This window comes from Pseudoxanthomonas sp. G3 (genome assembly GCF_057654715.1).
The window spans coordinates 444,191-470,084 of the sequence record NZ_CM172805.1 but is presented as its reverse complement, the minus strand read 5'-3'; the positions used below and the strand labels follow the sequence as shown (position 1 = coordinate 470,084).

26 protein-coding genes and 1 tRNA gene are annotated in these 25,894 nt (G+C 61.8%); 5 read left to right on the top strand and 22 right to left on the bottom strand.

Annotated elements, in window-relative coordinates; genetic code table 11:
• Positions 1-16: 16 nt before the first annotated feature.
• The 3 genes from AC23D6_RS02170 to AC23D6_RS02160 all read right to left on the bottom strand — a co-directional run bounded on the left by AC23D6_RS02170 (position 17) and on the right by AC23D6_RS02160 (position 4,396).
• Complete coding sequence (locus AC23D6_RS02170) at positions 17-1,297, bottom strand: peptide MFS transporter (RefSeq protein WP_487751206.1); 1,281 nt, start codon at positions 1,295-1,297, stop codon at positions 17-19.
• Positions 1,294-2,307: a dipeptide epimerase gene (locus AC23D6_RS02165; protein ID WP_487751205.1), complete on the bottom strand. Its 1,014-nt coding sequence runs from the start codon at positions 2,305-2,307 to the stop codon at positions 1,294-1,296. The genes AC23D6_RS02170 and AC23D6_RS02165 overlap by 4 nt, the downstream gene beginning before the upstream one ends.
• Positions 2,308-2,371: 64 nt before the next feature.
• On the bottom strand, positions 2,372-4,396 hold the full coding sequence (locus AC23D6_RS02160) for a serine hydrolase domain-containing protein (RefSeq protein ID WP_487751204.1): 2,025 nt from the start codon (positions 4,394-4,396) through the stop codon (positions 2,372-2,374).
• A 242-nt stretch (positions 4,397-4,638) separates the two neighbouring features.
• Here AC23D6_RS02160 and AC23D6_RS02155 point away from each other — a divergent pair, with 242 nt between their 5' ends.
• Entirely contained in the window at positions 4,639-5,358 is a 720-nt protein-coding gene (locus AC23D6_RS02155; RefSeq protein ID WP_487751203.1) for a helix-turn-helix domain-containing protein, read from the top strand.
• 232 nt (positions 5,359-5,590) lie between these two features.
• Here AC23D6_RS02155 and AC23D6_RS02150 read toward each other — a convergent pair.
• From AC23D6_RS02150 to AC23D6_RS02140, 3 genes are all read right to left on the bottom strand, one after another.
• A tRNA-Ile gene (locus AC23D6_RS02150) sits at positions 5,591-5,666 on the bottom strand.
• A complete protein-coding gene (locus AC23D6_RS02145) occupies positions 5,629-6,327 on the bottom strand; it encodes a tyrosine-type recombinase/integrase (protein ID WP_487752547.1) in 699 nt (232 codons plus the stop codon). Before AC23D6_RS02145 ends, AC23D6_RS02150 begins: the two co-directional genes overlap by 38 nt.
• Positions 6,328-6,818: 491 nt before the next feature.
• Positions 6,819-7,358, bottom strand: coding sequence for a hypothetical protein (locus AC23D6_RS02140; RefSeq protein ID WP_487751202.1), 540 nt, complete (start codon positions 7,356-7,358; stop codon positions 6,819-6,821).
• Between the two features lie 87 nt (positions 7,359-7,445).
• On the opposite strand from AC23D6_RS02140, the gene AC23D6_RS02135 reads away from it, so the two are divergent.
• Together AC23D6_RS02135 and AC23D6_RS02130 are read left to right on the top strand one after the other, a co-directional pair.
• A complete protein-coding gene (locus tag AC23D6_RS02135) occupies positions 7,446-7,910 on the top strand; it encodes a hypothetical protein (protein WP_487752692.1) in 465 nt (154 codons plus the stop codon).
• Positions 7,826-8,146, top strand: coding sequence for a helix-turn-helix transcriptional regulator (locus AC23D6_RS02130; RefSeq protein WP_487751201.1), 321 nt, complete (start codon positions 7,826-7,828; stop codon positions 8,144-8,146). Before AC23D6_RS02135 ends, AC23D6_RS02130 begins: the two co-directional genes overlap by 85 nt.
• A gap of 101 nt (positions 8,147-8,247) precedes the next feature.
• Here AC23D6_RS02130 and AC23D6_RS02125 read toward each other — a convergent pair whose 3' ends face one another.
• The 16 genes from AC23D6_RS02125 to AC23D6_RS02050 all read right to left on the bottom strand — a co-directional run bounded on the left by AC23D6_RS02125 (position 8,248) and on the right by AC23D6_RS02050 (position 24,441).
• Entirely contained in the window at positions 8,248-9,564 is a 1,317-nt protein-coding gene (locus tag AC23D6_RS02125; RefSeq protein ID WP_487751200.1) for an amidohydrolase family protein, read from the bottom strand.
• 51 nt (positions 9,565-9,615) lie between these two features.
• Entirely contained in the window at positions 9,616-10,887 is a 1,272-nt protein-coding gene (locus tag AC23D6_RS02120) for a pyridoxal phosphate-dependent aminotransferase (RefSeq protein ID WP_487751199.1), read from the bottom strand.
• 263 nt (positions 10,888-11,150) lie between these two features.
• On the bottom strand, positions 11,151-12,872 hold the full coding sequence (locus AC23D6_RS02115) for a hypothetical protein (RefSeq protein WP_487751198.1): 1,722 nt from the start codon (positions 12,870-12,872) through the stop codon (positions 11,151-11,153).
• A 336-nt stretch (positions 12,873-13,208) separates the two neighbouring features.
• Positions 13,209-13,424: a hypothetical protein gene (locus AC23D6_RS02110; protein WP_487751197.1), complete on the bottom strand. Its 216-nt coding sequence runs from the start codon at positions 13,422-13,424 to the stop codon at positions 13,209-13,211.
• A 546-nt stretch (positions 13,425-13,970) separates the two neighbouring features.
• Entirely contained in the window at positions 13,971-14,468 is a 498-nt protein-coding gene (locus AC23D6_RS02105) for an HNH endonuclease signature motif containing protein (protein WP_487751196.1), read from the bottom strand.
• A gap of 401 nt (positions 14,469-14,869) precedes the next feature.
• Positions 14,870-15,421, bottom strand: coding sequence for a hypothetical protein (locus AC23D6_RS02100; RefSeq protein WP_487751195.1), 552 nt, complete (start codon positions 15,419-15,421; stop codon positions 14,870-14,872).
• 63 nt (positions 15,422-15,484) lie between these two features.
• Entirely contained in the window at positions 15,485-16,066 is a 582-nt protein-coding gene (locus tag AC23D6_RS02095) for a hypothetical protein (RefSeq protein ID WP_487751194.1), read from the bottom strand.
• A gap of 120 nt (positions 16,067-16,186) precedes the next feature.
• Positions 16,187-16,561, bottom strand: coding sequence for a hypothetical protein (locus tag AC23D6_RS02090; protein ID WP_487751193.1), 375 nt, complete (start codon positions 16,559-16,561; stop codon positions 16,187-16,189).
• A gap of 73 nt (positions 16,562-16,634) precedes the next feature.
• Positions 16,635-17,027: a hypothetical protein gene (locus tag AC23D6_RS02085; protein WP_487751192.1), complete on the bottom strand. Its 393-nt coding sequence runs from the start codon at positions 17,025-17,027 to the stop codon at positions 16,635-16,637.
• Between the two features lie 333 nt (positions 17,028-17,360).
• Positions 17,361-17,765, bottom strand: a complete 405-nt coding sequence (locus tag AC23D6_RS02080; RefSeq protein WP_487751191.1) for an SHOCT domain-containing protein — start codon at positions 17,763-17,765, stop codon at positions 17,361-17,363.
• 95 nt (positions 17,766-17,860) lie between these two features.
• Entirely contained in the window at positions 17,861-18,532 is a 672-nt protein-coding gene (locus tag AC23D6_RS02075; RefSeq protein ID WP_487751190.1) for a hypothetical protein, read from the bottom strand.
• A gap of 86 nt (positions 18,533-18,618) precedes the next feature.
• Complete coding sequence (locus tag AC23D6_RS02070; RefSeq protein ID WP_487751189.1) at positions 18,619-22,389, bottom strand: CHAT domain-containing protein; 3,771 nt, start codon at positions 22,387-22,389, stop codon at positions 18,619-18,621.
• 299 nt (positions 22,390-22,688) lie between these two features.
• A complete protein-coding gene (locus AC23D6_RS02065; RefSeq protein ID WP_487751188.1) occupies positions 22,689-23,087 on the bottom strand; it encodes an H-NS histone family protein in 399 nt (132 codons plus the stop codon).
• 228 nt (positions 23,088-23,315) lie between these two features.
• Complete coding sequence (locus tag AC23D6_RS02060; RefSeq protein ID WP_487751187.1) at positions 23,316-23,645, bottom strand: PIN domain-containing protein; 330 nt, start codon at positions 23,643-23,645, stop codon at positions 23,316-23,318.
• Positions 23,646-23,752: 107 nt separating this feature from the next.
• Positions 23,753-24,028, bottom strand: coding sequence for a helix-turn-helix domain-containing protein (locus tag AC23D6_RS02055; RefSeq protein ID WP_487751186.1), 276 nt, complete (start codon positions 24,026-24,028; stop codon positions 23,753-23,755).
• 125 nt (positions 24,029-24,153) lie between these two features.
• A complete protein-coding gene (locus AC23D6_RS02050; protein WP_487751185.1) occupies positions 24,154-24,441 on the bottom strand; it encodes a helix-turn-helix domain-containing protein in 288 nt (95 codons plus the stop codon).
• Between the two features lie 293 nt (positions 24,442-24,734).
• Between AC23D6_RS02050 and AC23D6_RS02045 the strand changes: the two genes are divergently transcribed.
• Both AC23D6_RS02045 and AC23D6_RS02040 read left to right on the top strand, forming a co-directional pair.
• Positions 24,735-25,187 (top strand): LysR family transcriptional regulator, encoded by a 453-nt coding sequence (locus tag AC23D6_RS02045; RefSeq protein WP_487751184.1) that lies wholly within the window; start codon positions 24,735-24,737, stop codon positions 25,185-25,187.
• A gap of 14 nt (positions 25,188-25,201) precedes the next feature.
• Positions 25,202-25,624 (top strand): type 2 periplasmic-binding domain-containing protein, encoded by a 423-nt coding sequence (locus tag AC23D6_RS02040; protein WP_487751183.1) that lies wholly within the window; start codon positions 25,202-25,204, stop codon positions 25,622-25,624.
• Positions 25,625-25,894: the final 270 nt, after the last annotated feature.

Here is a 25,894-nt window from a genome sequence, read left to right as displayed (position 1 = left end):
GGGCATCTCCGTCAGGTCAGTGCAGTGAGCGGATCGGGCGGTCCAGACGCCAGAGCAGGATCGCGGCAACCACGGCAAGGCCGGCGAGCAGCAGGAAGAATCCGGCATGGCTGGTCTTCGACCACAACGTCCCCACCAGGCCGGCTAGCAGGCTGCCAGTGAAGACGGCGAGGAACCAGGACGCCACGGTGGTCGCGCCTAGCCGCGGCGGCGCCAGTTTGGCGAACAAGCCCAGGCCCGTCGGCAGGATGTAAAGCTCTCCCAGCGTGAGCACCACGAAGAACACCACCAGCCATCCCCAGGCGATGCGTGCATCGCCGGCCCAGGCGCTCAGCGCAGCCAGCATGATGTAAGCGCCCGCCACGATCACTGCACCGATCGCCATCCGCCGCGCGGGCGATGTGTCGCGCCCCGCGTCGGCACGATGGCGCCAGTGCAGCAGCAACAGCGGCGTCATGCTGATCACCAGCAGCGGGTTGAGCGACTGGAACCACGTCATCGGGAGGGTGAAACCGGCGACCACACGGTCCACGCCCGTATCGATCAGCAAGGGCAGCGTGTTGCCGACCTGCTCGTAGGCGCCACGAAAGATCGTCGCCGCGATGCCGACGCCGAGCAGCAGCCACCACACCCGGTGCGCGTCGCCGGTGCGCGCATCCGTCCGCATGTCGGCGACAGGTGCCTGCGGCACGCGCGGCGGTTCCGGGGGAAGGTACCCGCGACCGAACACGTAGATCATCAGGCCGAGGAACATGCCGATGCCCGCCGCGCCGAACCCGTAGTGCCAGCCGTACAGTTCGCCCAGCGTGCCGCACACCAGCGGCGCCAGGAAGCCACCGATGTTCAGACCCACGTAGTACACGTTGTACGCTCTGCCGCGACGCGGATCGTCGGCGGCGTAGAGATCGTTGATCTGGCTGGGCAGGCTGGGCAGGAACAGGCCGTTACCCAGCGCGATGGTGGCCAGCGCCACGTAGAACATCGGCTCGAATGCCATCACGAAATGGCCGAACGCCATGATGGTGCCGCCGAGGACCACCGCATTGCGCTTGCCCAGCCAGCGGTCCGCGATCACGCCACCGATGATCGGCGTGAAGTACGCCATCGCGGTATACGTGCCGTAGATGAAGGATGCCTTCTCCTGCGCGAACAACAACTGCTTGGTCATGTAGTAGACCAGCAGCGTGCGCATGCCGTAGTAGGAGAACAGCTCCCACATGTTGGTCAGGAACAGGATGGTAAGCCCGCGTGGCTGGCCGAACCAGGTCTTGTCCGACAGGCCGATGGTCGCGTTCATGCGGCGACCCGTGGCCCCCAGACTTCATCGCCACAGCGGATGCAGCCGTCTTCGTAGTGCACCGAGGGCGTGCGGTCCTGGACCAGGAACGTGGGGCCGTCGAGATCGACGATATCGCAGAACTGACCGAGCACATACGCCGGCGCCGCCGCCAGGCTGGTGCCGCACATGTTGCCCACCATCACCTGTTTGCCCAGTTCGCGTGCGCGCCGCGCCATCATCAGCCCCTCGGTCAGGCCACCGCATTTGTCCAGCTTGATGTTGATGACATCGAAGCCGGCGTGACGCGCTTCCAGTTCGGCGAGGTCGAGGATGCTTTCGTCCGCAGCGAAGGGCAACGCGCGGGCGATGCCATCCAGTTCGTGTTCGCGGCCGCGCACGCAGGGCTGTTCCAGCAACGACACGCGCGCCTGGACCAGCGTGGGAATCAGGTCCGGCAAGGTCGTGCCGTCATAACCCTGGTTGGCATCCACACCGATCCATGCCGCCTCGCACCGCGCGCGCACCGCACGCACGCGTGCGGCATCCAGCGCCGCCTCGCCGGTGAGCTTCAGCTTGACGGCGCGCGCCTGCATCGGGCCCTGCACGTACGCGGCGGCGCGATCGGCCATCACCTCAGGTGTGTCGGCACCGACCGTGAAGGTGGTCAGGAGGGAGCGCACGCCCTCTAGGCCGGCCAGTCGCCACACCGGCATGCCGGCACGCTGCGCCTCGAGCTCCCACAGCGCGCAGTCGAGCGCGTTGCGGGCGCCGCCGGAGGGCAGCAGCTCGCGCAGCGACGTGCGGTCGAGGCCGGCTTCGATGCGCGGACGCAGCGCTTCGAGCGTGGCGAGCATCGTGTCCGGATGGTCGTTGTTGTAATAGACGCCCGCCGCTTCGCCACGACCGATGCGATCGTCCTCGCGCAGCGTGACGACCGTGGCCGGCATCGCCTCGAACACGTGCCCGGCGATACGGAACGGCGCCGACATCGGCAGCGGTTCGTTGTGCAGTTCCAGTCGAAGGGACACGCCGGCCTCGTGCAGGAAGAAGGGACGCAGGGACGGCCGGCGGGGAATCGCCGGCCGAGGTGGATCAGTAGTTCGCGCCGAAGCCGATCACGTGATGGGCGAAGCCGATCCACAGCAGGAACAGGCAGGCCAGCGCCAGCAGCACCGCCCACAGCTTTGCAAGCCACTTGCGGCGTCCGCGCAGTACATGCCATGCGTTCCAGGCCGTGAAGCCCGCGCCGAGCGGAAGCGCGACGGTGGCGAACAGACGCATAGCGATGATCAGGCCATCCGTACGCGGGCTGGTCATCTCCAGCCGGCTCAGCATGCCGACGACCAGGCCGAGCGCCGCTGCGGTCGCCAGCAGCGACAGCAAGGCGCCGATCCTCGCCAGCCGATGGGTACGCGCGTCGATGCCGACGAGTGCGTAGCGCACGCCGTAGTAGCGACGCACCAGCGCCGACACGGGCCAGGCGATGACGGTCAGCAGCACGATCGCCAGGCTGGCGACCAGCAGCGGCATCGACAGTGCGCGCCAAGTCGACAGCCGTTCGAACACCATGATCGGCGCGTACGGTTCCATGCTGAAGCGGGAGACCTTGCCGTCGACGACATCGGCGGCCAGGCGGTCGGTGCTGCTGGTGTCCTGCCACACGTAGGGCGCGATTTCGCGCCACTTCTTCGGCGCACCGCCGGGGCCCACCGCCGCGGTCACACTGATGGTTCCGTCCTCGTTCGCAACGACCTTGATCGGCCCCAGCAGGTTGGCCAGCGACACGAAGTTGCTGTCGGGACGGCGGCTGCTGGTGTAGGTGCCCGCGAGCTGCGCGGCATGCTGCTGGGCGTCTTCCTTCGACACTCCCGCGGGCTTGGCGGGCGCGCCGGGAAGGTAACGGTCGGCGAAGCCGCGCGACAGCGCGTTGCGGATATGGCCCGTGGCACCGTCGCGGCCCGAGCTGTTCATCGACACGAACAGGCCGATGCCATCATCCAGAAACAACTGCAGGTCGCTATGGAACCACTGCGTGTCGCCACCGTGCGAGATCGCGCGATGCCCATTCACCGACGTCTCGTAAAAGCCGAGCATCATCCGGTTCAGTGGCCCGACCGAAGCCTGTCCGGTCGAATGCATCGTTTCCGCAGTGGCGGCATCGAGAATACGCGCATCGCCGAACACGCCGTTCTGCAGATGCGCGATCATGAAGCGCGCCATGTCCGGACCGGTCGCGGCCAGGCTGCCCGCCGGCGCCAGGCTGATGAACTCGTAGTCCTTGGCTTCGCCTTCCGATGCCTTCGCGTACCCCTTCGACATGTTGGCCAGCAGCGCCGGCGGCAGCGGCTGGCGGAAGCTGGAATGGCTCATGCCCAATGGTTTGAAGATATGGGCATCGATGTAATCGTCGAACGACTGCCCGGACACACGCTCGACGATGTAGCCGGCCAGCGCGGTGGCGTAGTTCGAGTAGGCGGGCGTGGCGCCGGGTACGTGGATGCGTTCGGGCGTCCAGTGCTTCAGCGCTTTGCCCAGCGGCGCGATCTCATCCTGCCGGGCGGTGATAAGCCCGCGGATCTGCTCTTCCATCCCGGTGGTGTGCGTCATCACCTGGCGCAGCGTCACCGGCTTGCCATCGCGGGCAGGAATATCGAAGTCGATGTACTGGTTGACGTCTGCGTCTAGGTCCAGCTTGCCCGCCTGTACCAGCTGCATCACCGCGGTCCAGGTGAACAGCTTGGAGACCGAACCGGGGCGGAAGAGCGTCGTATCCGGGTCGACCGGCGTGCGCTTCGCCAGGTCGGCATAGCCGTATCCCTTCTTCAGCAGGACCTGTCCATCCTTGACCACCACCACCACGGCACCGGCAATGTCGCCACTGGCCAGCGCATACGGCAGGAAGCCGTCGAGCCAGGCGCCGACGTCCTCGCGCGTCAGGACCGGGGCTCCCGCCGGCGTCTCCGGCGAGTCCGCTGCGGTGGCCGGCGTCGCCGAGGTCGCGGTGGCTGGCGCAGGCGGTATCGCCGTGGGCGGCGCGGCAGCATTCTGCGCCAGCAATGGCAAGGCCCACAGCGCGGTCAGCATGGCGCCGCACAGGATCTGATGAATCGCACGCATCGAACGATCTCCCGACTGGAACGAGGGAACGGAGGCCGGTCCACGCCGGAGCGGCGCGCTGGCGGATGTATCCTGATTCGGCGATAATGATCCTAATCGGAGAATTGTCAACCCGTGCCGAAAGTTGGTCTACTGCGACGCTTGGACCGATCGCCCCTTCCCGCGACCCTGCCGGAAAGCGATCATGCCGCCGTGCTGGATACCCCAGCAGAAGCGCACGGGCCCCAGGAGATCCCGCAAGGATGACGTCACAACACCCCACCATCGGCGGCCTGCTCCGCTCCCTGCGCGCCCGCAAGGGATGGACGCTCAAGCAGATGAGCGAGCACGCCGGCATCCCATTGTCGACGCTGTCCAAGGTCGAACACGATCGGCTGACGCTCACCTATGACAAGCTGCTGCAGCTGGCGCAGCGGCTGCAGCTGCGGATGTCGGAACTGTTCGCTGAGGACGTGGAGACCGTGGAGCCGCCGGTGACGGCGCGTCGAAGCATCGGCCGCATCGAGGATGCGATCCGCGTCACCACGCCCAACTACGACTACTTTTACCTGTGCCCGGAATTGCGCCGCAAGCGCATGATCCCGGTGCTCACCCGCGTTCGGGCAAAGACGATCGAGGAGTTCGGCGAGCTGGTCCACCACTCCGGCGAGGAATACATCCACGTGCTCGAAGGCCGGATGGAAGTACATACCGAGTTCTACGACCCGATCGTGCTGGAGACCGGCCAGTCGGTCTACATCGACTCCAACATGGGGCACGCCTACATTGCCGCCGAGGGCTGCGACGAAGTCCTGCTGCTCGGCGTCTGCTCGAGCGCGGACGAACAGCTGATGGAGTCGCTGATGACGCTGCACGGTGAAGAGAGCGCCGCGCAGCAGCGCAAGGCACCGAGGCTGTCGCCACCTGCCGCCACGACCGCAAAGACGCCGCGCAAGAAGACGGCTGCGAAGAAGAAATCCTGAAATCAGGGCTCAAGGCAGAGCCGGTGTCCCGGCACGTCGCTGATCGGAGGAAGGACCGCGTCTACGCGGTTTGGCACGGGGCGCCTTGCTTTGATCGAAAGCGGCGTCAGAGTCGATGCTGCGTAATGCTCGTCGCCTCTTCTACCGTGTGGCCGCTTCATTCATGAGATAGACCGTCAATTCTTCCGGCTGCCCCGCGGGAAGGCCTCTTTCAGGAATTCGAGGAAGCATATGGTGGGCCCACCAGGACTCGAACCTGGAACCAAAGGATTATGAGTCCTCTGCTCTAACCATTGAGCTATAGGCCCGGTAAGGCTTTGCGGGAAGCTCCCGCACCTTCGTGTGTAATTTGCGTGTAATTCGGACCCCGGTGAGACGCCGTTGTAGGGCATCCATCGCGTCCTGCATAGAAGCGGCGTGAGTATAGCGTTCGGCCATCGCCCTCGTCTTCCAGCCCCCCATGGCTTGGATGGTAGCCGCATCCAGGTCCGCATGGGCCGCATTGGTGGCGGCCGTATGTCGAAGGGTGTGGGGGGTGACGTGTTTGGTGATGCCTGCCCGCTCGACGCACCTGGCGAAGACGGTGTTCATTTGGTGCACCCGGCCCGTGCTCGACTTGCTCGAGCCGAACAGCAACTGCTCTGGTCCCAGATCCCGAATGAAGTCCGACAGGTAGTCCGCGAGCACCTGGGGCATCGGCTGCTCGCGCCTGCCGGCCTTGTCCTTGCCTATCCAGAGGATCCGCCGGGCCGGATCCACGTCGCCAGCTCGCAAGTTCAAGATCGGACTGTGCCGAAGGCCGGTGAACAAACCGATCATCACGAACGGGAGTGCGTGAGGCGAGGCGTCGTACTTCGCTGCATCCACCAGGCGCTGACTCTCTTCGGGCAGCAGGTAGGTCAGCTTGCCGGCCGGCTCCCTCTGCCGGGCCAGCAACGGGACCGCCTGGATCTGCTTGCGCCGTCGCATCGTATTGAACATATGTAGCAGGGCCGATCGCTCGCGATTGATCGTTGCAGGGCTGGCCCCTTCCTTCTTGCGGCGATCTACATAGCCAAGCCAGTGATCGTCGCTGAACTTGTCGACCTGGATAAGGCCAAGGTGAGGCAACAGATGCTCCCGGAACCGCATCTGTTTGGAAGTGATGTCCTTGCCGTCGTGCGACTGCAGGTACACCAAGTACTCCTCAGCCGCTTGGGTAAGACGCAGCAGCGAACGCTTTCTTGGTGCGGAGGTGTCTATTCCGGCCCTAAGGCGTGCGATCGCGTCCTCGGGCTGCTTGCGGGTATAGCCAGCGGATTCCAAGCCAATGGTGCGATGGTGTCGCTGGCGATCAATCATGACGTTGATCGACCAACGACCGTCGTTAGCGAGCTTTGTGTAGACGATCCCGTGCTCGCTGGCCGACTCTCCAGGCTTTAGTGCCTTGAGCTTCTGACGAACCAGGCGCACGAAAGCACTCATGAGTTGGAAGCGGCCTTAAAGATGGGAAGCCAGTCGTCCACGAGCTGCTTCGGGCTGATACCACGACGCTGAGCCGTCACGCAGGCATCCATCAGCTGGCGAGCCTCAGGAGGATCCAGTGCAAGGCTTAGCGAAACACCGCTGCGCTTCTCGATCTGGGTGAGGACGTTGGCAAACAGCGCCTCTGAAGGACTCAGTAGCGATGCGGGCAGTTTCATCACCATGTAGGTCGGTGAGTTCAAGATCGCCTCGGCCACCCTTTCCCGCTGAAGTGGCGGTGATGTGTCCGATAGATCTATGCCGCCCAAAGAGGTAATGAGATCCGGCACCGCGCTCCCGGCCACCTGTTGGGATTCGATTGCGCTGGCGAAGATCCGGTCTACGGCCTCGCTTAAGGACAAATGGTGCTCACGTGCCACCAACTCCAACCCAAGCCGGAGCGTCGGGGTAAGTCTGATGGTGAGCTGCCTTAGCTTCTCGCCGGGATCCTTAGGTTTGCGACCCCTTTTGGCGGGGTGAGCTTTGGGCTTTGTCATGAACTAAGCATAGACCATTTATGCGAGTCTTGCAATTCGGGTATTTAAGGTAGATCCTGCCTCCCCCTAATCGCGGAGTTGCCCGCCATGAGTCTCGAAACGTTCCTCTCTTTGATCCTGACCCCGGACGCACCACCCCCAGGTGAGCGTTTTCTCTCACGTGACGACTCCGCCGACAAATACGTGATCCCTGGCGATGTGTCAGGGGCCGCCGAGCTCCTCAGCGGATCATTGATTTCCCTTCCGGGAAAGGAGTGCTTGGAGGGGGTAGACCTGAGCGATCTCGAGGCGGTGCAAGGCGAACTCGGCAAAGCATGGGTGGGAGGTTATGTCAACGGGCGCGAGTGGGCGATGCAAAACATGATGAGCCTGCTCATGGTTTATCTGGAGCGCTTGGACGACCCCATGATCCGGGGCCTTGCTGCCTACGATTGGGATGAGGATGCGTCGCAGCCGGAGGTTCTTGAATGGTTCTCTCAGGTAGCGACCGCCATGAACTGCGCTCGGAGTATGGAAGACGTAGCCGCGAAGTCGACAACAAGCGCTACATGAGCGAGCTGGCTTCTCGTCAGTTACTGACGACAGCACAAGCAGCTGCCTATCTACACCTCTCGCCTTCGACGTTGGAGAAGATGAGGTGCTATGGACGAGGACCTAAGTACCTGAAGGTGGGGGGCCGGGTGCTGTATCGCACTGCCGACCTTGAGGCCTTTCTGGAAGCCTGTGTCGTAGAAACGCCGGGCGAAGGTTCAAAGGTAAGGCTAGGCGCCGCGCCAGCGTCGGACTGAGAGTGCAGACGCTACGAGGCCTGGCTTGCTCACATTGGCCACGCCGCTCAGTTGTCCACGAAATCCGGGCAATTCCAGTGTCTTAACTGAACTTCAGCTTCCTAACGGCTAACTGCTTCCAATCCAAGGCCCTGACACCTCGCCCAATCACCTCTAACTGGCCACGATCTGGGCCAGAGGCTTCCGCTTGGCCATGTGACAGTCGTCCCGCGTCGAATCACCCGCGAGATGTCGTCCGTGTTGTAAACGCTTTCGAGGGGATTGGAATTGAGGATAACGAAATCTGCGTCCATTCCCTTCGCAAGGGATCCTATGCGGTCTTGGAGGTTAAGTTTCGCGGCACCGTTGACTGTTGCCGCGCGCAATACATCTATCGGCGTAGCACCACCCAGAGCCAACAGCCACATCTCCCAGTGACTACCAATACCCTGAGGAAGATCGTGAGCTCCGATGGTGATCATCGCGCCCTCTCGCAAGAGCTTTGCGTACTCGACTACTGACGAGTCAGCCGCATTACTCCCAAACTCCCCACTTCTCTCAACGATTCCAATCAAGTCAGAGATGTCTTTTCCAGTGGGGTCTTCAGCTACGCACTCAAATCGCTCGTTGCGCTTCGTCATACCTACAACACGACCTAAACGTAGAGGATTAGCGCCACCAGAATCTGCTAGCGTAGGAGTAATCGAAATTTGGCTTTCGACAAGAAGATGGCGGACGTCGCCGTAGAACTTATCCTGGCCCATTAACATCTCGTGTTCGATGCCAGTGAAGCCGTCAATCACAAGCGTCAGCTGCGTACGGAGATCATTCCGCTCATGTGCGACTATCCCAATCCCGCTATTGCGAGCGGCTTCAGCCAGCCACCTGCGCCTCTCCCTCGAAGGCTGTAGGTAATCCTTGATGGCTGGCGAGCGGAACAAGGACATTCGCTTCACTAGCCTTAGTGCATCGTCATAAGACTCAATGCGTGAGCTAATGGTGTGCCCGGCATCTCCATGGTGACCCATGCCGCTCGCGTAGAAGCTTGAGCCGTTGTAAGTATCGCTATCGCTTATCTCCGACAAATAGCTCGCCTCCACGGTCGAGATCTGTGGGTCGTAGACAGTTGTCACGCCATAGGCCGCATTGGCGAAGAGGTGATAGCGTGGCGCGCCCTCAGCAACCTCGTAGTTGCCAGGGTCATAGGAGTTCCAATGTCTGTGAACATCGACTAGGCCGGGAATTATGGTTTTCCCAACCACGTCGACCATCTCGTAGCCTGCTGGAATGACCGCCTCACCCAGAGATCCTACAAATTCGATTTTGGAACCGTCTGTAAGAATTGCGCCTTTCTCAATGACGCCGCTGCTTGTCATTGTGATGATGCGGCCACCAACATAGGCCACTTTCCGTCCCTGATCCTTCTTCAGGCTAGGCAAAGTGGCTGACGCCGCTTCTTCCGAAATGAAGTCCGACGCTTTGGCCCCGACCTAGGATGCCAGCCTCGTCACGTCAGAGGGAATGCGACGCTCGCCGCTACCTAGGCGCTCCAGCATCCGATCGATGCGTGCGAAGACTTCGCGCATCGTCGCCGCTTCCGGCAGCAGGGTGACGCGGAAGTGGTGGCGGTAGGGGACGTTGAAGCTGGAGCCTGGCACGACCAGCACGCCCTCGGTCTCCATCAGTTCCAGCGCGAACGTGTGGTCGTCGAAGCCCTTGGCGGCGTCGCCGACGACGGCGGGGAACGCGTACAGCGCGCCGGCCGGGTTCACCAGCGCCAGGTGCGGGCTGGCGTCGCAGGCCTCGATCACCGCGCGGCGGGTTTCGTACAGGCGGCCACCCGGCGCGCACAGCGCGCTGATCGTGTCCGGGCCGTTGACCGCGGCTTCGATGGCGTACTGGCCCGGTACGTTGGCGCACAGGCGCAGTGCGCTGAGCAGGTCCATCGCATGCAGGAAATCGCGCACCACGTCGCCGTGGCCGGACACCACGCCCCAGCCCACGCGCCAACCGCAGGCGCGGTGCACCTTGCTCAGGCCGCTGAAGGTGATGCACGGCACGTCGCCTGCGAGCGGGGCGACCGGCACGAAGCTCGCGCCGTCATACAGCACCTGGTCGTAGATCTCGTCGACCATCAGCAGCAGGCGGTGCTTGGTCGCGATGGCGACGATGCGCTCCAGCAGCTCGCGCGGGTACGTCGCGCCGGTGGGATTGTTGGGGTTGATCAGCACGATGGCGCGGGTGCGCGAACTGACCAGTTGCTCGATCTCGACCGGATCGGGCAGGAAATCGTTGTCCGGATCGCAGCGGTAGTACACCGGGCGGCCGTCGTTGAGGATGGTGGCCGCCGACCACAGCGGGTAGTCGGGCGAGGGCACCAGCACTTCGTCGCCCGGATTCAGTAGCGCGCGCAGCGACAGTTCGATCAGTTCCGACACGCCGTTGCCGACGAATACGCGGTCCGGGTGCGCATCCGGCGTGCCGCGCTGGGCGTACGCCGCGGCGATCGCATCGCGCGCCGAGGGCAGGCCCTGCTGGTGCGTGTACGGATCGGTGCGGCCCATGTCGTCGGCGATCGCGCGCTGCAGGTGTTCCGGCGCACGGAAACCGAACGCGCCCGGGTTGCCGATGTTGAGCTTGATCAGCTTCTGCCCCTGCGCCTCCAGCTCCCTGGCTCGCCGTGCCAGTTCGCCCCGGATCTCGTAGCGGACTTCGGACAGGCGTTCGCGCGTGGCGAGCGGTTTGACGGGCGGGGTGGACATGGCGGCGAGAGCGGCGAGGGTCACCCTTAAACGCAGAACTGCGCCCCTACCCTACCTCTGGTGGGGCGCAGTACATCTGATGCAATTGATTGCACGACCGAGGGTCGCAGCCCCAGCACGCGACCTGAGCAGAACCCCAGTAGTAGCGGTAATCGGGTATTACCCGCTCGTCCTCCCACGCGTTTGCACGCTTGCCGGCCCTCATCCCGTGTCCAATGGCCACCCGCTAGGACGGCGCGGTGGAGGCCCGTATGAGCGCTACCTCATTCCCCTTCAGCACTACTGACCGGCGCCGCTACCACGTCTGGCAGTGCGTCCGGGTCAATCTCAAACTGCGCACGAATCGCTACGTCATTCTTCATACCTGGCATCAAGATCTGAGTATAACGGGGGCGCGTTGCGGCTTTCAGATGCCTCACCTGCGGCGGATCGGCAAGATAGGCGCTCAGCGTTTCCTCGGCCTCCTGCGCACTCGCATAGAACGTCCTCTCCTCGCTAGACTCAATACTTCCGCCCGCGGATACGATCGCTCGCCACTGCATTGAACCTTCGAAGAACATCTCCAGGATTCGTAGGTCAATAATGGGGACCTCCTTCACCACTCTTCCCGCCCCAATGGCGTGGTTGAGCACGACAACGGGGAGGGGAACGAAGTCGGCGGGAATCGTGATGCCATACTGTTTTGCACGATCCCGGAACGCCTTTGGATCCTTCCGCACGGCATTCAGTTTCCTCATCACTTGCTCAGAGGCTTCGACAATCTTCTCGCGGTGATTCCGGCGGTCGACAGGTGAAACCGGCTCAAGAAAGCATTTGACCTCACCGACTATCACCCTGGTTCCCACCACGATGACGAGGTCGATTTCCTCTTCTCTTCCTCCTGGCGGCGTAAAGAAGAACGAATCGGCGTGAACTTGCGTGAAAGGAGCCAGCGCAGACTGCTTGGCAGCCTCCTGCATGCTCTGCCGGACGAATACCTCAAAGTGCGCCCCTCTAAAATCCAGAGGGAATCCCATTTGCTTCAACCAGACATCGATCAACCAGCGAAGATTCGCGCTTGTTAGCGGATGCACACAGGCGATCAGGTGATCTGCACCATGGCGAACAAAGGGCGTAGACCAGAGCTCGCTTAACTCTCCCTTCTCTGCGCCGAATGTCATGAAATCCAGAAGATCCTGCGCCTCCGCAGGAGAGATGCTGAGCGCCGCCTCCAAGGCCGCCTTTACCCCCTTGGCGAGGATCAAAGGCGTGAACACCTTCAGATCAGGCTCGGCATCACCTGTACCAGCTGCTTTCCGCTCCCCTTGAATGACCTTCATCATCGGCTCTGCGAGCCTTTGGGCCAGACTCATCATCAGAAAATGTGCATCAAGCACCTTCTCCAGGGTGAGCGTTGATCCGTTTGGAGCCGGAGCAGAGAGAATGGGCCGATAGTACTTTGGAAGCAATGTCGCATTGGCAGCGCTGACGTACGCGAGCAGATCCTGGTCGGCCTCCACTAGTCCGATCGCAATACTTCCTCCGTCGTCTTGCAGGCTCACCTGCTTCCTTTGGTCCGGGGCTGCAAAAATCCCCTCTGCAATCGCCTTTCTTAACCGTGCAAACCGAATATTGAAGGATTGCGCGGTCGTCATCAGATGCCGATGCTGTGTCACGGCACTTGCGGTCGACTCCGCCTCATCGCCAGGAACGAACGCCGTCAACTTGCCTCGCAGCAGCTCTACATCGTTCCAAACAATGTCGAGCCAAAGGTCCTCAACCGTGAGGTAGGCGTTTGCGATGTTGAAGTCGCGTGCGATGTTGTTTATCGGAGGGTTTTCAAACTCTGTCGATTGACCATCAGGCTCAGGACACATCCGTAGCAACCTACCGACCCCGTCTACCGCTGTCTGGCAAATCTCGCCTGGAGCGAAATCACCCGACGGCAGATTGATTCGGATGAGCGCCACATGATCCATTGATACCGTGCGGTCTGCAGACGCCATTCCGTTCGCCTGCTCAAGCGCCACGCACTCGGCTACGATGCACTCTCGGTTCGCAAGCCCTACGAGGGCGCGTCGCTTCGTGTCGGGCGGGATGGACCCATCATTGACGTAGCTAAGTCGCCCGCGGAGTTTGTCCAGGGCCCCATAGACAAGTACCCCAATGGCGATGACCTCCAAATCTTGGAGACCGATACCGGGGGCCTTGCCAAGCGTGAGCCAATCAATCAGCGAGAACCTAGGTGACGCCGGACTGGGGATTGCCTGTTTTCTGAGGTCGTCAATTACGCCCATGCCATCCATCTATCATGAAGAAGAGGGCTCTGTATCCTAGGTTGCTCAGTAAAAGTCGTATCCGGAGAAGTCAAAGATCACGCTGCCTTGAGAGTTGGAGGCGATGACCTTGAGATCGTTGGGATCCAAGCGTTCTGGTGACTTCAGAATGATCTTTGCGCCGGCGCTGCTAGCACGGGACGCCAAGACCTTGAGATCACTCGGGCTCAGTTTTCGAGCGTCAATTACGACACCACCGCCATTGCTGACGATGACTTTCAAGTCATTGATTGATAGAGGCACGGAGTTCTCTCCTTGTAAGGCACACTGCCTATTGGCCGGACCCCTGGATCCGGTTCTTCGCCTGATTCACAGCACACGTAGGGTGGGCCATCCTCTCGACGAAAATCGATCTTAGGACGGCGGGGGCCGGCCAACAAGCCGTTGTATAGCTGCGGCCGGAAACCGGGCCACGTGCACGATCGCCGGGTGCCGGCTCTGAGTCAGAAACAGAAGTATGAGGCGCGCGGGTTGCTGGCTACATCGAATCGAGCCCCCAGCCATCACGAAATCGGGGTAGTTACTTCGACGCCGTCGCTGACCACTACCCTACTGCGACCGGCATTCTTGGCATCGTAGAGCGCTCGATCAGCCAACTTGATGAGCCCGAGTGCGCTACCCTCAGGCATTGCCCAACTAGTGCAGCTAGAAAACGCCAATGAGCCCGATCAACGCGACGGATATTGTGTCCGACATGCGAAGCCTCCTTCTGTGGTCTAACGTCAAAAATTCACCGTGCCACGAAGTAGTGTCGGCGTGACTGAAGTGCTAGACGTTATCCCGGTCACCCTTGGAACTGTTGTGAGGCAAACATAGGAAGCGTAGGTTTGTGAGTTCATCTGTGCCGCCGCGCGACAGAGCCTTGATGTGATCTACCGTTAGACCATCCGTGATCTCGCATTCGGGTACCGCGCAGATATGCGGGACGCCCGCGTTGAGCATTGCAAGAACGAGTTCAGATCGCCGACCATTGAACTCGCGCCGCCTAATCTGAGTATGCCGCTTCTTTGCTGCGGCACCAACCTTAGAAATCTCTATCTCTCGCAGAAGTTCAATGTACTGCGCAAAATCCAAGTTCTGATAGATGGCCAGAGGCCCACTGCCGCCGCAGCATGCTGCCGCTAGCGGCGGATCATTGAGGTGGGAGTAGGCAACCCGAACCGCAGCTGCTAGCTCTTCTGGCTCTACCGAAAGTGCTTTCTCGTGAACCATTACGCCGAAGTTGGTGGCGAACGAAACCAGGTCATCAATGTTCACGATCGGCATGCGGACATCTCGATATGAGACCAAACTGCTTTATAGCCAAATCCATGAGTCCGGTTACACGGCTTGCCCAAGGGGCACCGCATGCTTGGCTATCCACTCAGTACGGCTCGATCTTAGGGTAGCCACGTCCGGCTAACAAGCCAACTTATAGCCGGATCCACCTGGCTTACTAAGGTGCGTCCCACGAGCCACGGATGAGCATTTAAGGATATCCGCTTTGGGTCGGACGCCGACGTTCTCGCCCCTAGGGTCTACTCCGGCTTAAGGGGCGCCGGCTTCGCAGCAGATTGCGCGCCAGAGATGGCGTTCAGCAGTCGCTTTCAACTACCTCGAGACGCGTACAGAGACCCAACCCACCGCTTCTGGGCACGCCCAGAAGCGGCGCAGACGTCAATCCCTTGCTAAGCGCCGTCACGTGGCCCGATGGTCAGCATCCGGGCGTCCGAGGCGATAAGGTCATAGCGTTCGACAAAGGAGTCAATCTTGGAGCGGTCTTTGTCATACGTTTCTATCCAACGGCCACAAGCCTCCCCGAACTCGAGGATCAGCGCACGAAGGTCGTAGTAGCCCGTGTGGGTCTGATCAAGCTTCACTTTTGGGTCAAGCTCCCCCACGTAAGCCACCAACGAGCGAACCGAACCGGCGCGGACCTTACGCGACGAGAGGTTGCTCATATGCAGCAGCGAGTTGCGCTGCTCCCATAGCTCCTCTGGCGTAATACCTAGCTTATCCAGGCGCGCGTAGGTAGTGAGCCATTTGATGAAGGATGCTGGCATATCGCCGTACTCGATGTGGGCGACTGAGTCGATCGCCACCACCAAGAGCTTGGTCGAGGAAACGTAGTGCTGCTCTTGAAACAAGATGCGCACGGGCTGAAAGAAGTCTGCGTTTATCAGACCTCCAAAATCGAAGCCCTCATCCGTGAAGAATCGTCCAAAATAGTCGACAGACATGAAGTAGCGGCCTAGTGCCTGAGTTAGGGGGACCGGCGAAGCCGACTCGGAGGGAATGACCGGCTACGCGTAGCCGTGGTGCCTCGACAGTGCGACCGCTTTCGCTTGTATTTCAGCGGATGAGGCATGCAGGGATTGCCAGAATGCAAGCGTACTAGAGCCACCGAACTTGAGATCAACGTGACTGAAGGATTTTCCCTTGGTCGACTCGGGATACTTCAACGCCTCATACCAACTATCGATCTGAATGGAGTTGGATGCCAGGAATCGGCCAAGAGGAGAATCGGCGCCCGTATGCGGGAGCGACGCCCTCACCGCCTCGCCAAGATCGGTATCCGGAAAGGCGCTTTCAAAGTCGCGAAGCAAGTGGGTCAGCCGGTGATGTGTGGCACCCGCTCCCGTGGCGACAAGAAATCCTTTGAGGATCAGTTCTATGCCATGGAAATAGCAGAAGAGAACGCCGATGCCCACGCTGTGATCAGACCAACGAACCGCCCGGTTGAAGGCGGATGGCAGAATCGGCTTATCGCTCACCACCATGAACTTGTTGCCTGCGTTCACAATCTCGACGCAGCTCTCATGGGCCAGGCGCAGGAACTGCGCGCCTAGCGTCCAGTAGGAGAGAGATGAGGTATTGGGGTGCATAGCGGTTCACTGTCCCTTGTGTTGGACTGGACTATTGCTCACAACCCGCCGCGTGAAGCACCAGCTCCATCATCCTTCAGCCCGACGGACGAATAGATGGCTAGGCCGCTCTAGGCAACCTCAGCCACGACGTACGCCCAGGTTATGCATCATCTGCTCAAGCGCACGATTGAGGTTGCTCGCGATACTCTCCATGCGCACATGATCCGGGGCCATCTCCGACCAATCCACCGACATGTCCAGTATTCTCGTGATGAGGTTGATGGACCCATGACTAGGCGCGTCTTCGCCTGATTCCATCATTTGCTTGATCATGATGGCGTAGCGCATCGCGACGACGCGATAGAGGATCGCCGTCTCGGCTTCAACCGACATGCCCTTCCCGCCGGTGAGGCGCTCAAAGCCGTCTGTGACCGTTTCGCTGTCCGGTATGGACGCCAGCGTGATGCCCGTCTCGACCTCAAGGTTCTCGAACGGTGTCTTTGCTATGTACATGCCCAATTCTCATCCTGCGGTCTGACGCCGTGGCGGAAGCCGACTCGCGAAACAGATACGGCTCGACTGGCTCTCAGCCGGGACTGCCACTGGCCGGGGTGATCACCCCCTGCCAAGTGTCCATCTTGCACTTCGGCGAGTCTTTCTCATCCTTCTGCGTGGCGATCTCGCAGTCAAGCGCTTCTCCAAAATAGATCATCGGATCGACTGGCTTCTGGCGAGGCGGACACTTGTTCTGCGCCATCAGCGTGAGATTCATCTCCACCAGCGCAAGACTGTTGGATATCCGTAGCTCTCGGAGCGTCGCGCGAGGGGCGCTGTTATCGGTTATGCCTTCGGCAGAGCTCGAAGCTGCCTTCTTGAGCTGAAACTCGACAGCCTTACTGAGATCTGCACAGGCCGCCTGCGCGAGCACCGAAGGACTGGCGATCGCCAGACAGGCGCCGACAAGCATGTTCCACACCATGGATCTTCTCCCGTTAGAAGCACACCCCTGATAACCCATGCCGGGGCCACGGCATTCGCACTTTCCTCGCCCATCGTCAGGCAAACCACCCCTGGCACATCTCGATCTTAGAGCCGCTACAGCGGGCCAACAAGCGCAGGTCGACGGCGGATCGTGTGTCGGGTTCTTGCTAAGCATTGCTTCCCTCCTTGGTAACGGCCGGCTGCAATCAATTGCATGGCGCGAGCTCCTACTTAACGGTCTCGCCTGAGAGTGCGAAGTATCGATAATTGTGTATTACCCGATAGTTCTGGCCCCTGCGGCAGCACGCAGGCTCTACCTGACGGTTTTACGTTAGATCTGACCTAAGATCTCGCGCTTGCGGGTCTGGTAGTCATCGTCGCTGATCAGTCCGGTGTCACGAAGGGACTGGAGCTTTGTGAGCCGCTCTTCAATCGAGAAGCTAGCCTCGATGCGCGCCATATCCGGCTGGGCATGTGCATTGGCGCACGCCGCATTGATGTCATTCATCAGGGCCACCTCATCGAAGGTGGTGTTGCCCTTATTGTCGCGCACCAGGTTGGCATAGCTGCGGCCTGTGGCCAGCGCTTGCTGCCTGAGATCGCTACTGCTGGGATTCTTCTTCAGCTTCTCCAGCGCTTCGAGATAGGCCAATCGTGCGGCTTCTTTGGCTTTCTCATTGCCGGACGCCATGACGATAACGACAAGAACAACAAAGATGACAAAGGCCCAGAACATGGTGCACCCCTCTCCCCCGAGATCAGAGCATCGTCCTCGCATGTCCGGGCGGAATCAAGAGGCTGACGGGCGCCGCGCGGCGACTCCCCGGCGCGCTACTCCGCCCCTTCTGCCGCCACCGGTTTGGTCTCGGCTTCCGCCGGAGTCTTGGCACTCTTTATCGGGTTATAGACCTGCTCCGCCGCCTCGGCGGCATCACGAATCAGCTCGGCGATTTCGAGGTAGCTGAGCGAGTAGGGTCGGGATACCAGCCCGGCGTTGGAAAGCCATAGCGGCAGCGTATCCCCCTCGTCATGAGCGCCACTGTTTATGGCTTTACCCCAGTGCTTGACAAGGTTCGCCATATCGTAAGCACGCTGCAGTACCGAGCCATCCGCCGGCACGTACATCCTTTTTCCCGACAGCTTGGTCACTACCTCCGTCAGTACCTGGAGATTGATCAGGCATGCCTCCCACGTTCTCACAGCCCGGTAGTACGTCAGTAGGCGAGGACTGTGCAGGCTGCTCTTGGCGATGAACTCCATCGTCGTGTCGCGCGCCTGGTGATACAGCTCGAAGCAGGCATGCCCACGAAACACGATGTTGGACACGAACTGGCGCGCGTTGCCTTTGTACTCGGACTGCAGCGCCGAGACCATGAACAGCGTGGAGATCCAGCTCGATGCACGCTCGAACTCCGGTGCCAGGTCCGGAATCTCGCACGCCGTAAAGTCTGCGATGCCGGGTGCGATGTGCCGGTTCAGAAGATCGGGATGCCATTGCGCCATCGTTATTGCTCCGTGGTGATGGGGAACGCCCGCGCGCCCGTCCAGAGGTCTGCGGGCCATAGCACCGCAGACCTCTCACGCAGCCGCTATACAGCCGGCGGCTTGGTCAGCATCACATCGCCATACGCGGTCATCGCCATGGCGTACTGCGGCACGTGCCCGAACCTCGCATCGACCGCAGCGTTGGCCGCAAACGTCGCATCCAACGCGGTCTGTCCCCGATCCCACTCGGCCATGAACGTCTCGAGCCAGCAACCCGAGATTATCGGCGTTATCGGCCACGGCGAGGCAATGACCACGCGCGAGCCGGCCATCAACAGGAGCTTGGGCAGGCCGATCGCCGTGTTGGCCTGCGGATCCCTATCGACGCGCCCACCGCTGCAGATGAACAGGATCACCAGTTCCGTGCCTGCCAACGCTTGGGTCAGCACCCGCGGTGAAATCACCAGCTCTTTCTCATCGGTGACCCGATGCAAAAAGCGGCCATCGGTACCCACGCTGCCATGCGCGGCGATCACCGCAATTTGCGCGTTGACCAGGTTGTTGGGCAGCGACCCGCTGGTGTTGACCTCAAAGTCATGCGCCTGAAATGCCGCGTCCGTGCGCTGGATGACCGCGACCAAGGCACTGCTATCCGCGACATCGCCCGGATCGGAGATCCACGCCACACGCCGGGTAGGGGTATTCCTCGGGCGCGCACGGGTGGAGTGCAGCCACGTCAGCGAAGGCACATAGCCAATGGCCTGGCTTTGGCCCGCGAACGCATTCCCCTTGGGCACGAGATTAAGCGGAATCTGCAGCAATGCCGGTTCGCCGACCACGACAAGCTTGGGCGCCTCCGGCAGAGGTATCGCCACCGATGCCATGCTACCGAAGAACTCATTGTTACCTTCTTCGCGCTCAATCTTCCCGTACCGCAACGGGTAGTCCTCGTTCCACTTCGACAGCGCCTGGCCGAAAGATTCGGCCGCACGAGTTAGCCGCTCAACCGTATCGCCCTGCTCGGTTGAGGTCAGTAGCGTCAGGTCGCCCTCGAGGTCCAAGCCCATCATGATGGCCGCGCCTGCCGGGGGTCGGATCTCATGCAGGTACTGCGAGGGCCAAGTCACGTCCAGGACGCGCTCGATCGCCGCCGGATCCAACTCGCGATCAGCCAGCAGCTCGATCGCCGTTGCTGCATGCTCGGCAGACAACGCCGGCTCGGACAGGATTCGTCGGGCAGCAAGCTCGGCGGCCAGAAGATCGCCCGGCGCATCGTCCGCGTGTCGCGCCACTTCCACGCGATTGTGCAGACGGGCCGCCCCTTCGATGGTCGGATGGGCGGCCGAGATCGCCTCCAAATAGGCCCGATCTTCGGGTGTCACCTGCTCCATCGCCGCCGCTCTGATCTTCTTGACGTGCTCAGGCACCACGCCGCCTACGCCTTCGAGCAGCCCCATCGATTGCACCAGCAACGCAAGTGACGGAATCAGCTCATCGTTCATGCCCTTGACCGAGACGCAGTGATCGGCCGCTTCACTGACAAACTGCTCGAGCAAGGCCGGGGTACGGTCCTGCCTATCCAGCAACCGCACTCCCAGCTCCAGCGATCGCATGCGCGCGCGTCCTTTCGGGTTGTCAGCGACCACTTCCTGCAGGCGCTGGAGCGGCACCAGCAGCTCGCGCGCGAAGGGGAACAGGCCTACGTCTCTCAGACTACGGAACAGCGTGTAGGTCTCCCACCACAGCGTCGGCGCATCGACTCGTACATCGATCGCGAACGCTGACGAGAGCCCAATCAGCGCATCCAACGGATGCCGAGAGCGCTGATAGAGGTCTGCATACGCGCCCCACGCCAGCCGCCCTCGGATCTTGGACGTGCCGGCAAGCTCAAGAATCTGTTCGGCCAGATCGCGGCTGCGTTGGACCTTACCGTCCATCGCTCTTCGGCTGGCGATCAGCCGGAGTATCTGGATGTCGATGAGCGTGTCCGGCACCTTTCTGGCGAGCATCGCCCCGACAAAGGCCACATTTTCTACATTGGCTGCCTTGTCAGGCTCCCACGTCTCGATCAGGTAGTCGACCGCCGATGACAGCGCCTCCAGCAGCTCGCCCGGGTCGTCATCGCCGATGACAGCGTCAGGCAGTACCGTGCTGCTCACGTCAATGGCACGTGCTTGACCCATCCACTGATCAGCGCGCTGCATGAACGCACCAAATTGCTGGGGCGAGGCGACCTTCACCACCGGCGGATCGATGGTCACAGCCACGGCACGGGTGGCCAGATCCATCGTCTGCTTGACCAGTAACGCAAGCCCCCAGCTACCACTGGTCTCGACACTGAACAGCCCCCGGAAGTCTTCCCGCAACTCCGGGTCATCCGGGTGAGCGGCGACATAGTCGCGCAGCCGAGGGAACACCTCGTTGTAGAAGCCTTCGTCGTGTGCTCCCTCTTTCTCCAGCAGCACGCGCTTGAGCGCGGTGATCAGCAGCCAATTGATACGTCGCGCATGGGCACCATCTTTGGACGTCTGCATCGCTAGCGCAATGGTCTTGTCTGCCTCATTGAGGGCCAGCAGCCTATTCGCGCCGCATAGCCTTGCAAAATCGCGTTGGTCGGCCGGCCAAGGCTGGCTCAGCTCGACTAAGGCCTCTACTCCGGTAGCAGAGAGATCGCGCAACGCGTTGGCAATGCGTTCGTCGTGCCCGGTCAAGGTGATGTTGGCGATCACATGGCCAACCCGATCACCGGATATCTCCCGACTCCAGCGCAGCAGCAAGCGCGCCCGGTAGTCGATCAGATCCTTACTCTCCGGATACAGCCCTCGTAGGCGCTCGTACACACGCACCTCCAGCTCGCTGTCATCCAGCTTTGTGCACGCTCCCAAGGCGCGCGCGAGGTGGGACTTCTCGCTCACGTCCTCTATCCCCTGCCTGATGAGCGTCTTCGCTGAAGCGGCATCGCCACCCTCCTGCGCCATCCACCCAAACCGGACCGCGTTTTCGGGCGGTATCTTCACGCCACTGGCGAGCAGCACGCGAATTTCCTCGGCCGCCCGCTCCCGCTCCTTCCCCCGAAAAAGCACCTGGATCCTGAGTTGCCGCTTTATGCCTGCGCTCAGATCAGACGCCTCGATCTGTGCCAACGCCTCGTTCGCTCGCCCCATCTCCGCCAGGACGGCCCATTGCTGCATATTCTCTGCAACAAAAGCGTTCTGCTGCACCTCTCCCTCATAACCAAAGTTGGCAACGAGCAGGCCTTCGATCGCGTCAATGGCGGCCTCGTTCGTGTCACGTGTTATCAGCTGACCAGGAATACTAAACAGGATCACGCTCTCGTTTTTGCCCACGTGCGCAATGCACTCTGGCAGCCACGTCGCCACATGCGGCACCCAGATGTCCTCTGCCAACAACGCAGTGGCGCGCCCGTGCGGCGCACCGGCCACTGCTCTGGCATCCCGATAGATCTCTGCCATCGGCACCATGAGGAAATCACCGTCAGCGTTCGCCACGTGAGCGAGCAACGAGGCAGCGTTCACGTCTTCGCAGCGCACGATCGTCACGCGCTGCTCGATGACGTTCACTTCCTTGGGCAGCAGCGCTGAGCCTCGCAGCTCACCACCGCCTTGCGCGATCAACGCGATGATCTCCTCATCGGTCTTTGCCCACGCGGCCACTGGTGGTGCGATCACGACCACGCGTGGGAAGGCAAGCTTACCGTCTCCGGATTCGCACATCAGGATAAGCGCCGTCGTCCTGCCTACCGCCGTATCGGTATCGACACCGATCAATAAGGTGGCGCGCTCAGCGCTTTCCCCGTAAATCGCAACAGGATCAAATCCCATCACGCGCGATGGGGGAATGGGACTGGACGTCATGCGACTTCTCCTTGTGGGTGACGATGGTGTGGTGAGGGATCGGGTTACCGAGCTAAGCGCTTAGGTGGGACAGCACGATCAGCGCCCTGCTCATCAAGCAGTACGGGACGGGGATGAGGGATACATACCGTCAAACGGCGCAGACGCCCAACGAGCGACAGCCGGCCGCTTGCCGCCGTTTTATACATCCCCTCCCCAGACGATGGATAAACGCGGCAGATTCACTGACGCGCTGAGGCGTCAGTGGGATCTCGCTACTACGCAAGGCGGCGCAGGTGCACGCCCCGCTTCGTCGTTACTTACCCCGGAAACTTCGGGAACTTCTCAGTCGGGTGCTTGGCCTTCCATTCCTTGTACGCCGCCGTGCCTTCCCAGGCGGCGAACGCGCGCGGGGGACGACCCCGGCCGGTCCAGGTCTCGCCGGAGTGCGGCAGCCAGTATTTCGGGGCTACTTCCTTGCCGGTTTTCGCCGCCTTCTTGGCGCGGCTCGGCGTACTGGTGCCTGCGGCGGCGGCGATGTCTGCCTTCTGCTTGGCGCTAAACAGACTGCCGTACTGCGTTAACAACCCCATGATCTCGGAGAACGCATCGGCCGACTGTTGCTGCCGCAATTGCACTTCCTGCTCTTCCAACTTGCGCAGCTCTTCGGCCAGCTTGGCTTTTGCCGCCGCCAAGGAGTCCAACGTAGGCTTGGTCATTCCATCAACACCTTAAGAACGCGCAGGGCAAGCGCAGTGCATTTATGTTACTGGATTTAGTTATCCGCCCGTGGCGGGCAGGCACGATGTCGAGGCAGGCCAGCGCGATCGATATAAGCTCAGACGTGTAGCGACGTACTCGCGATAGGCGTCCTACGCGCCGCCGATCAGCCTGCGCTTCGACGCCAGCGTTCGAGTTGCGCCTCTACCTGTTCCCACGGCAGACGACTATTGTGCCCGCATGGCCTCATACGCTGCCTGCGCGCGCTCCACGGTGATCAGGCCCGCATCCCACATCGCTTCCATCACCCATAAGGTGCCGTGGACTTCCACGTGCTCCACGCCCGCGGCCTCACGCAGCGCGCGATCTCCGGTTAAGAGCGGACACCCCATGTCGCGGGCCAAGGCCAGCGCAAACAAGTCATTGGTACTCGGCCGGGCGTACTGGCGGCGCAGCCGCTCCACGTACTCGGTTGCCAACGACGACTGGCTGCGCACCTGCAGGCCCAGCCCGAGCAGCTGCGCATACTGATCGCTCAGCTCTTCCTCGTACAGCACATCCGGAACAAAGAACGTTACCTCCGGAAGTCAATACTGCTGCACGCCCCGATAATCCCGAGGTTTTGCCGTGATCTAACCTCAGTCCGTTTCGCGCACCGCCCGCGTTACGCGGGCCCGTCGCAAGGATCGCGTGCCTCCACCAGAGCGGCCTCATGCAGCGTGCGATCGATCAGATCCGCAGCCTCGCAGCCGAGCCCCTGCGCCAGCGCAACCAACTCCTCCAGCGTCGGCACATGCGCGCCGGCCTCCATCGCCATCACACCCTCGTGGGTCAGGCCGCACCGCTGCACTAACTGCTCGCGCGTGATGCCACGCTCAGTACGCATCGTGGTCAGCGCGTGCGCAAATGCGGTCAGTAACAGGGGCGGTGACAGGGACATGCGCTAACAGTGCCGGGAAGCGCCCCGGTCAAGAACAGGGACGCCCGGCGGTGTGCAGGACTGCATGCGCGGCCGCGATCGTCGACATGACGCGGCGATGTCTGTCGCCGCTGTCGGCGCGTAGGTTACTTGCTCAGGCGAGACAACTTCGGCTTGAGCGTGGCTGAAGACAGCGTGGCCGCCACGGTCTGCCTGACCAGGTCCGCCGGATCGACGTTGAGGGCGGTGCCCAGCACGACCAGCGTGGTCAGCGTGGGCTGGCGCAGGCCCCGCTCCAGCAACGAGATGTAGGTGCGGTCAAGATCGCACTCCAACGCGAGTGCGCCCTGCGAGATCTCGCGCTCGGTCCGCAGCCGACGCAGCACCCGGCCAAAACTCAGCTGCAGCGGTGTCGGGTCGGCGGCCTGGGTCATTGCCCGAGACCATACGAGCGTGTCGACTCAGGGTCGACGGACTATAGTCTGCCCACATCCCAAGCACGCGGCGCTGTGCCGTCGCGTCCGACCCGCCAAAACATGCGCAGACGTATCGATGTTGCACCCTGCAAGGGAGCGCGCCGCGCGCACGCGTGGCGGGTAGGGTTTGCGGTATCCCTCGCGTCTTCTGCTCTAGACGTGTCTAACGCACGCCCTGCGCTACCTCGCACTCTCAGATGGATCCCCTCTCTCGCCCCTGCCCCCAGGGGCGGCTTTTTTTTGAGGCCCCTATGTCCGCTGCACTCCCCCGCCGCCCGTCTGGTCGGGAACGTCTAGAACTTAAAGACCTGCGTAATTTCATGGTCGTGGCCGAACAGCTGAGCATCACGCGCGCGGCCAAGCGTCTGGGTATGCAGCAGTCCCCACTCTCGCGCTCCCTCAAGCGCCTACAAACCGATCTCGGGTTTTCATTGCTCGGCACCACCGGCAATCGCGTCCTGCTCACCCCCGAGGGCCAGCACATGGCCATCGAGGCCCGTCGCTTGCTGCAGCAGGTCGCCGATCTCCATGTCAGGACCACCCACCAAGGCGAGGGCCTGCGGCTGCGCCTGAGTTTCACCTTCTCTGCCGGCGGCCAGCTGCCGCACCTACTCGCCCTCAACCGGCAGATGCCGACCCCGGCCGTGCGGGGGCTCTCGCCCGTGCCCCCGCACGAGCCTCCCCCACCGATGGCCAGGTACTGATCGCCCCCGCCCGTTTGCCGCTGCCCGGCACCCTGCAGCATCCGCTGTGGGAAGAGCCGTTGCTGGCCGCCTTGCCCAGCCAAGACGACTACGGCGATCGCTCGCATGTGCTGCTCTGGGAGCTGGCGTTGCTGGGCCCGATCTATATCCCCTCGGATCTGAGCCGCACGCTGGATCAGGTACCGCGGCGCGTACGCTTTCGGGACGTGGCCTATCTGGATGCCCCCACGCTGCGCTGCCTCTTGCTCGCCGGGCATTGCAGCGCCCTGCTGCCCGCCTCCCTCGCACCGTCCCTGGCAGATGCCGGCATCACACTCACGCCCGTCAGCGATCTGGCACCGGTCTTGTTTTGTGCGCACATCGCGCAGACGAGTACGCCAGGCTTAGCCGCCTGGGTGGCCGCCTTGGTCGACCGCCTCAATCCACCGCTGGGCTAACCCCTCGCGCGGGCACCGCGAGACCCTCGTTCGCATGTTGCTTGGCATGCGAGAGGCGGACGTCATGGTCGGCCCTGCCCTCCCCGTGCGCGCGGCAGGCCGCGTGCGCGGACCGTGACTCAAGACGCATGCCCCACGATCCGAGCACGCGCGCACTCCCTGCGAGGATGGTCCTCCTCGGTGGCCGTACGGGTAACCGATCACGCACGGCGCGGACGACCTGCGTGCGATCCGACATCCCGCCCGTCGCCGACGTGTCCTTATCGGCCG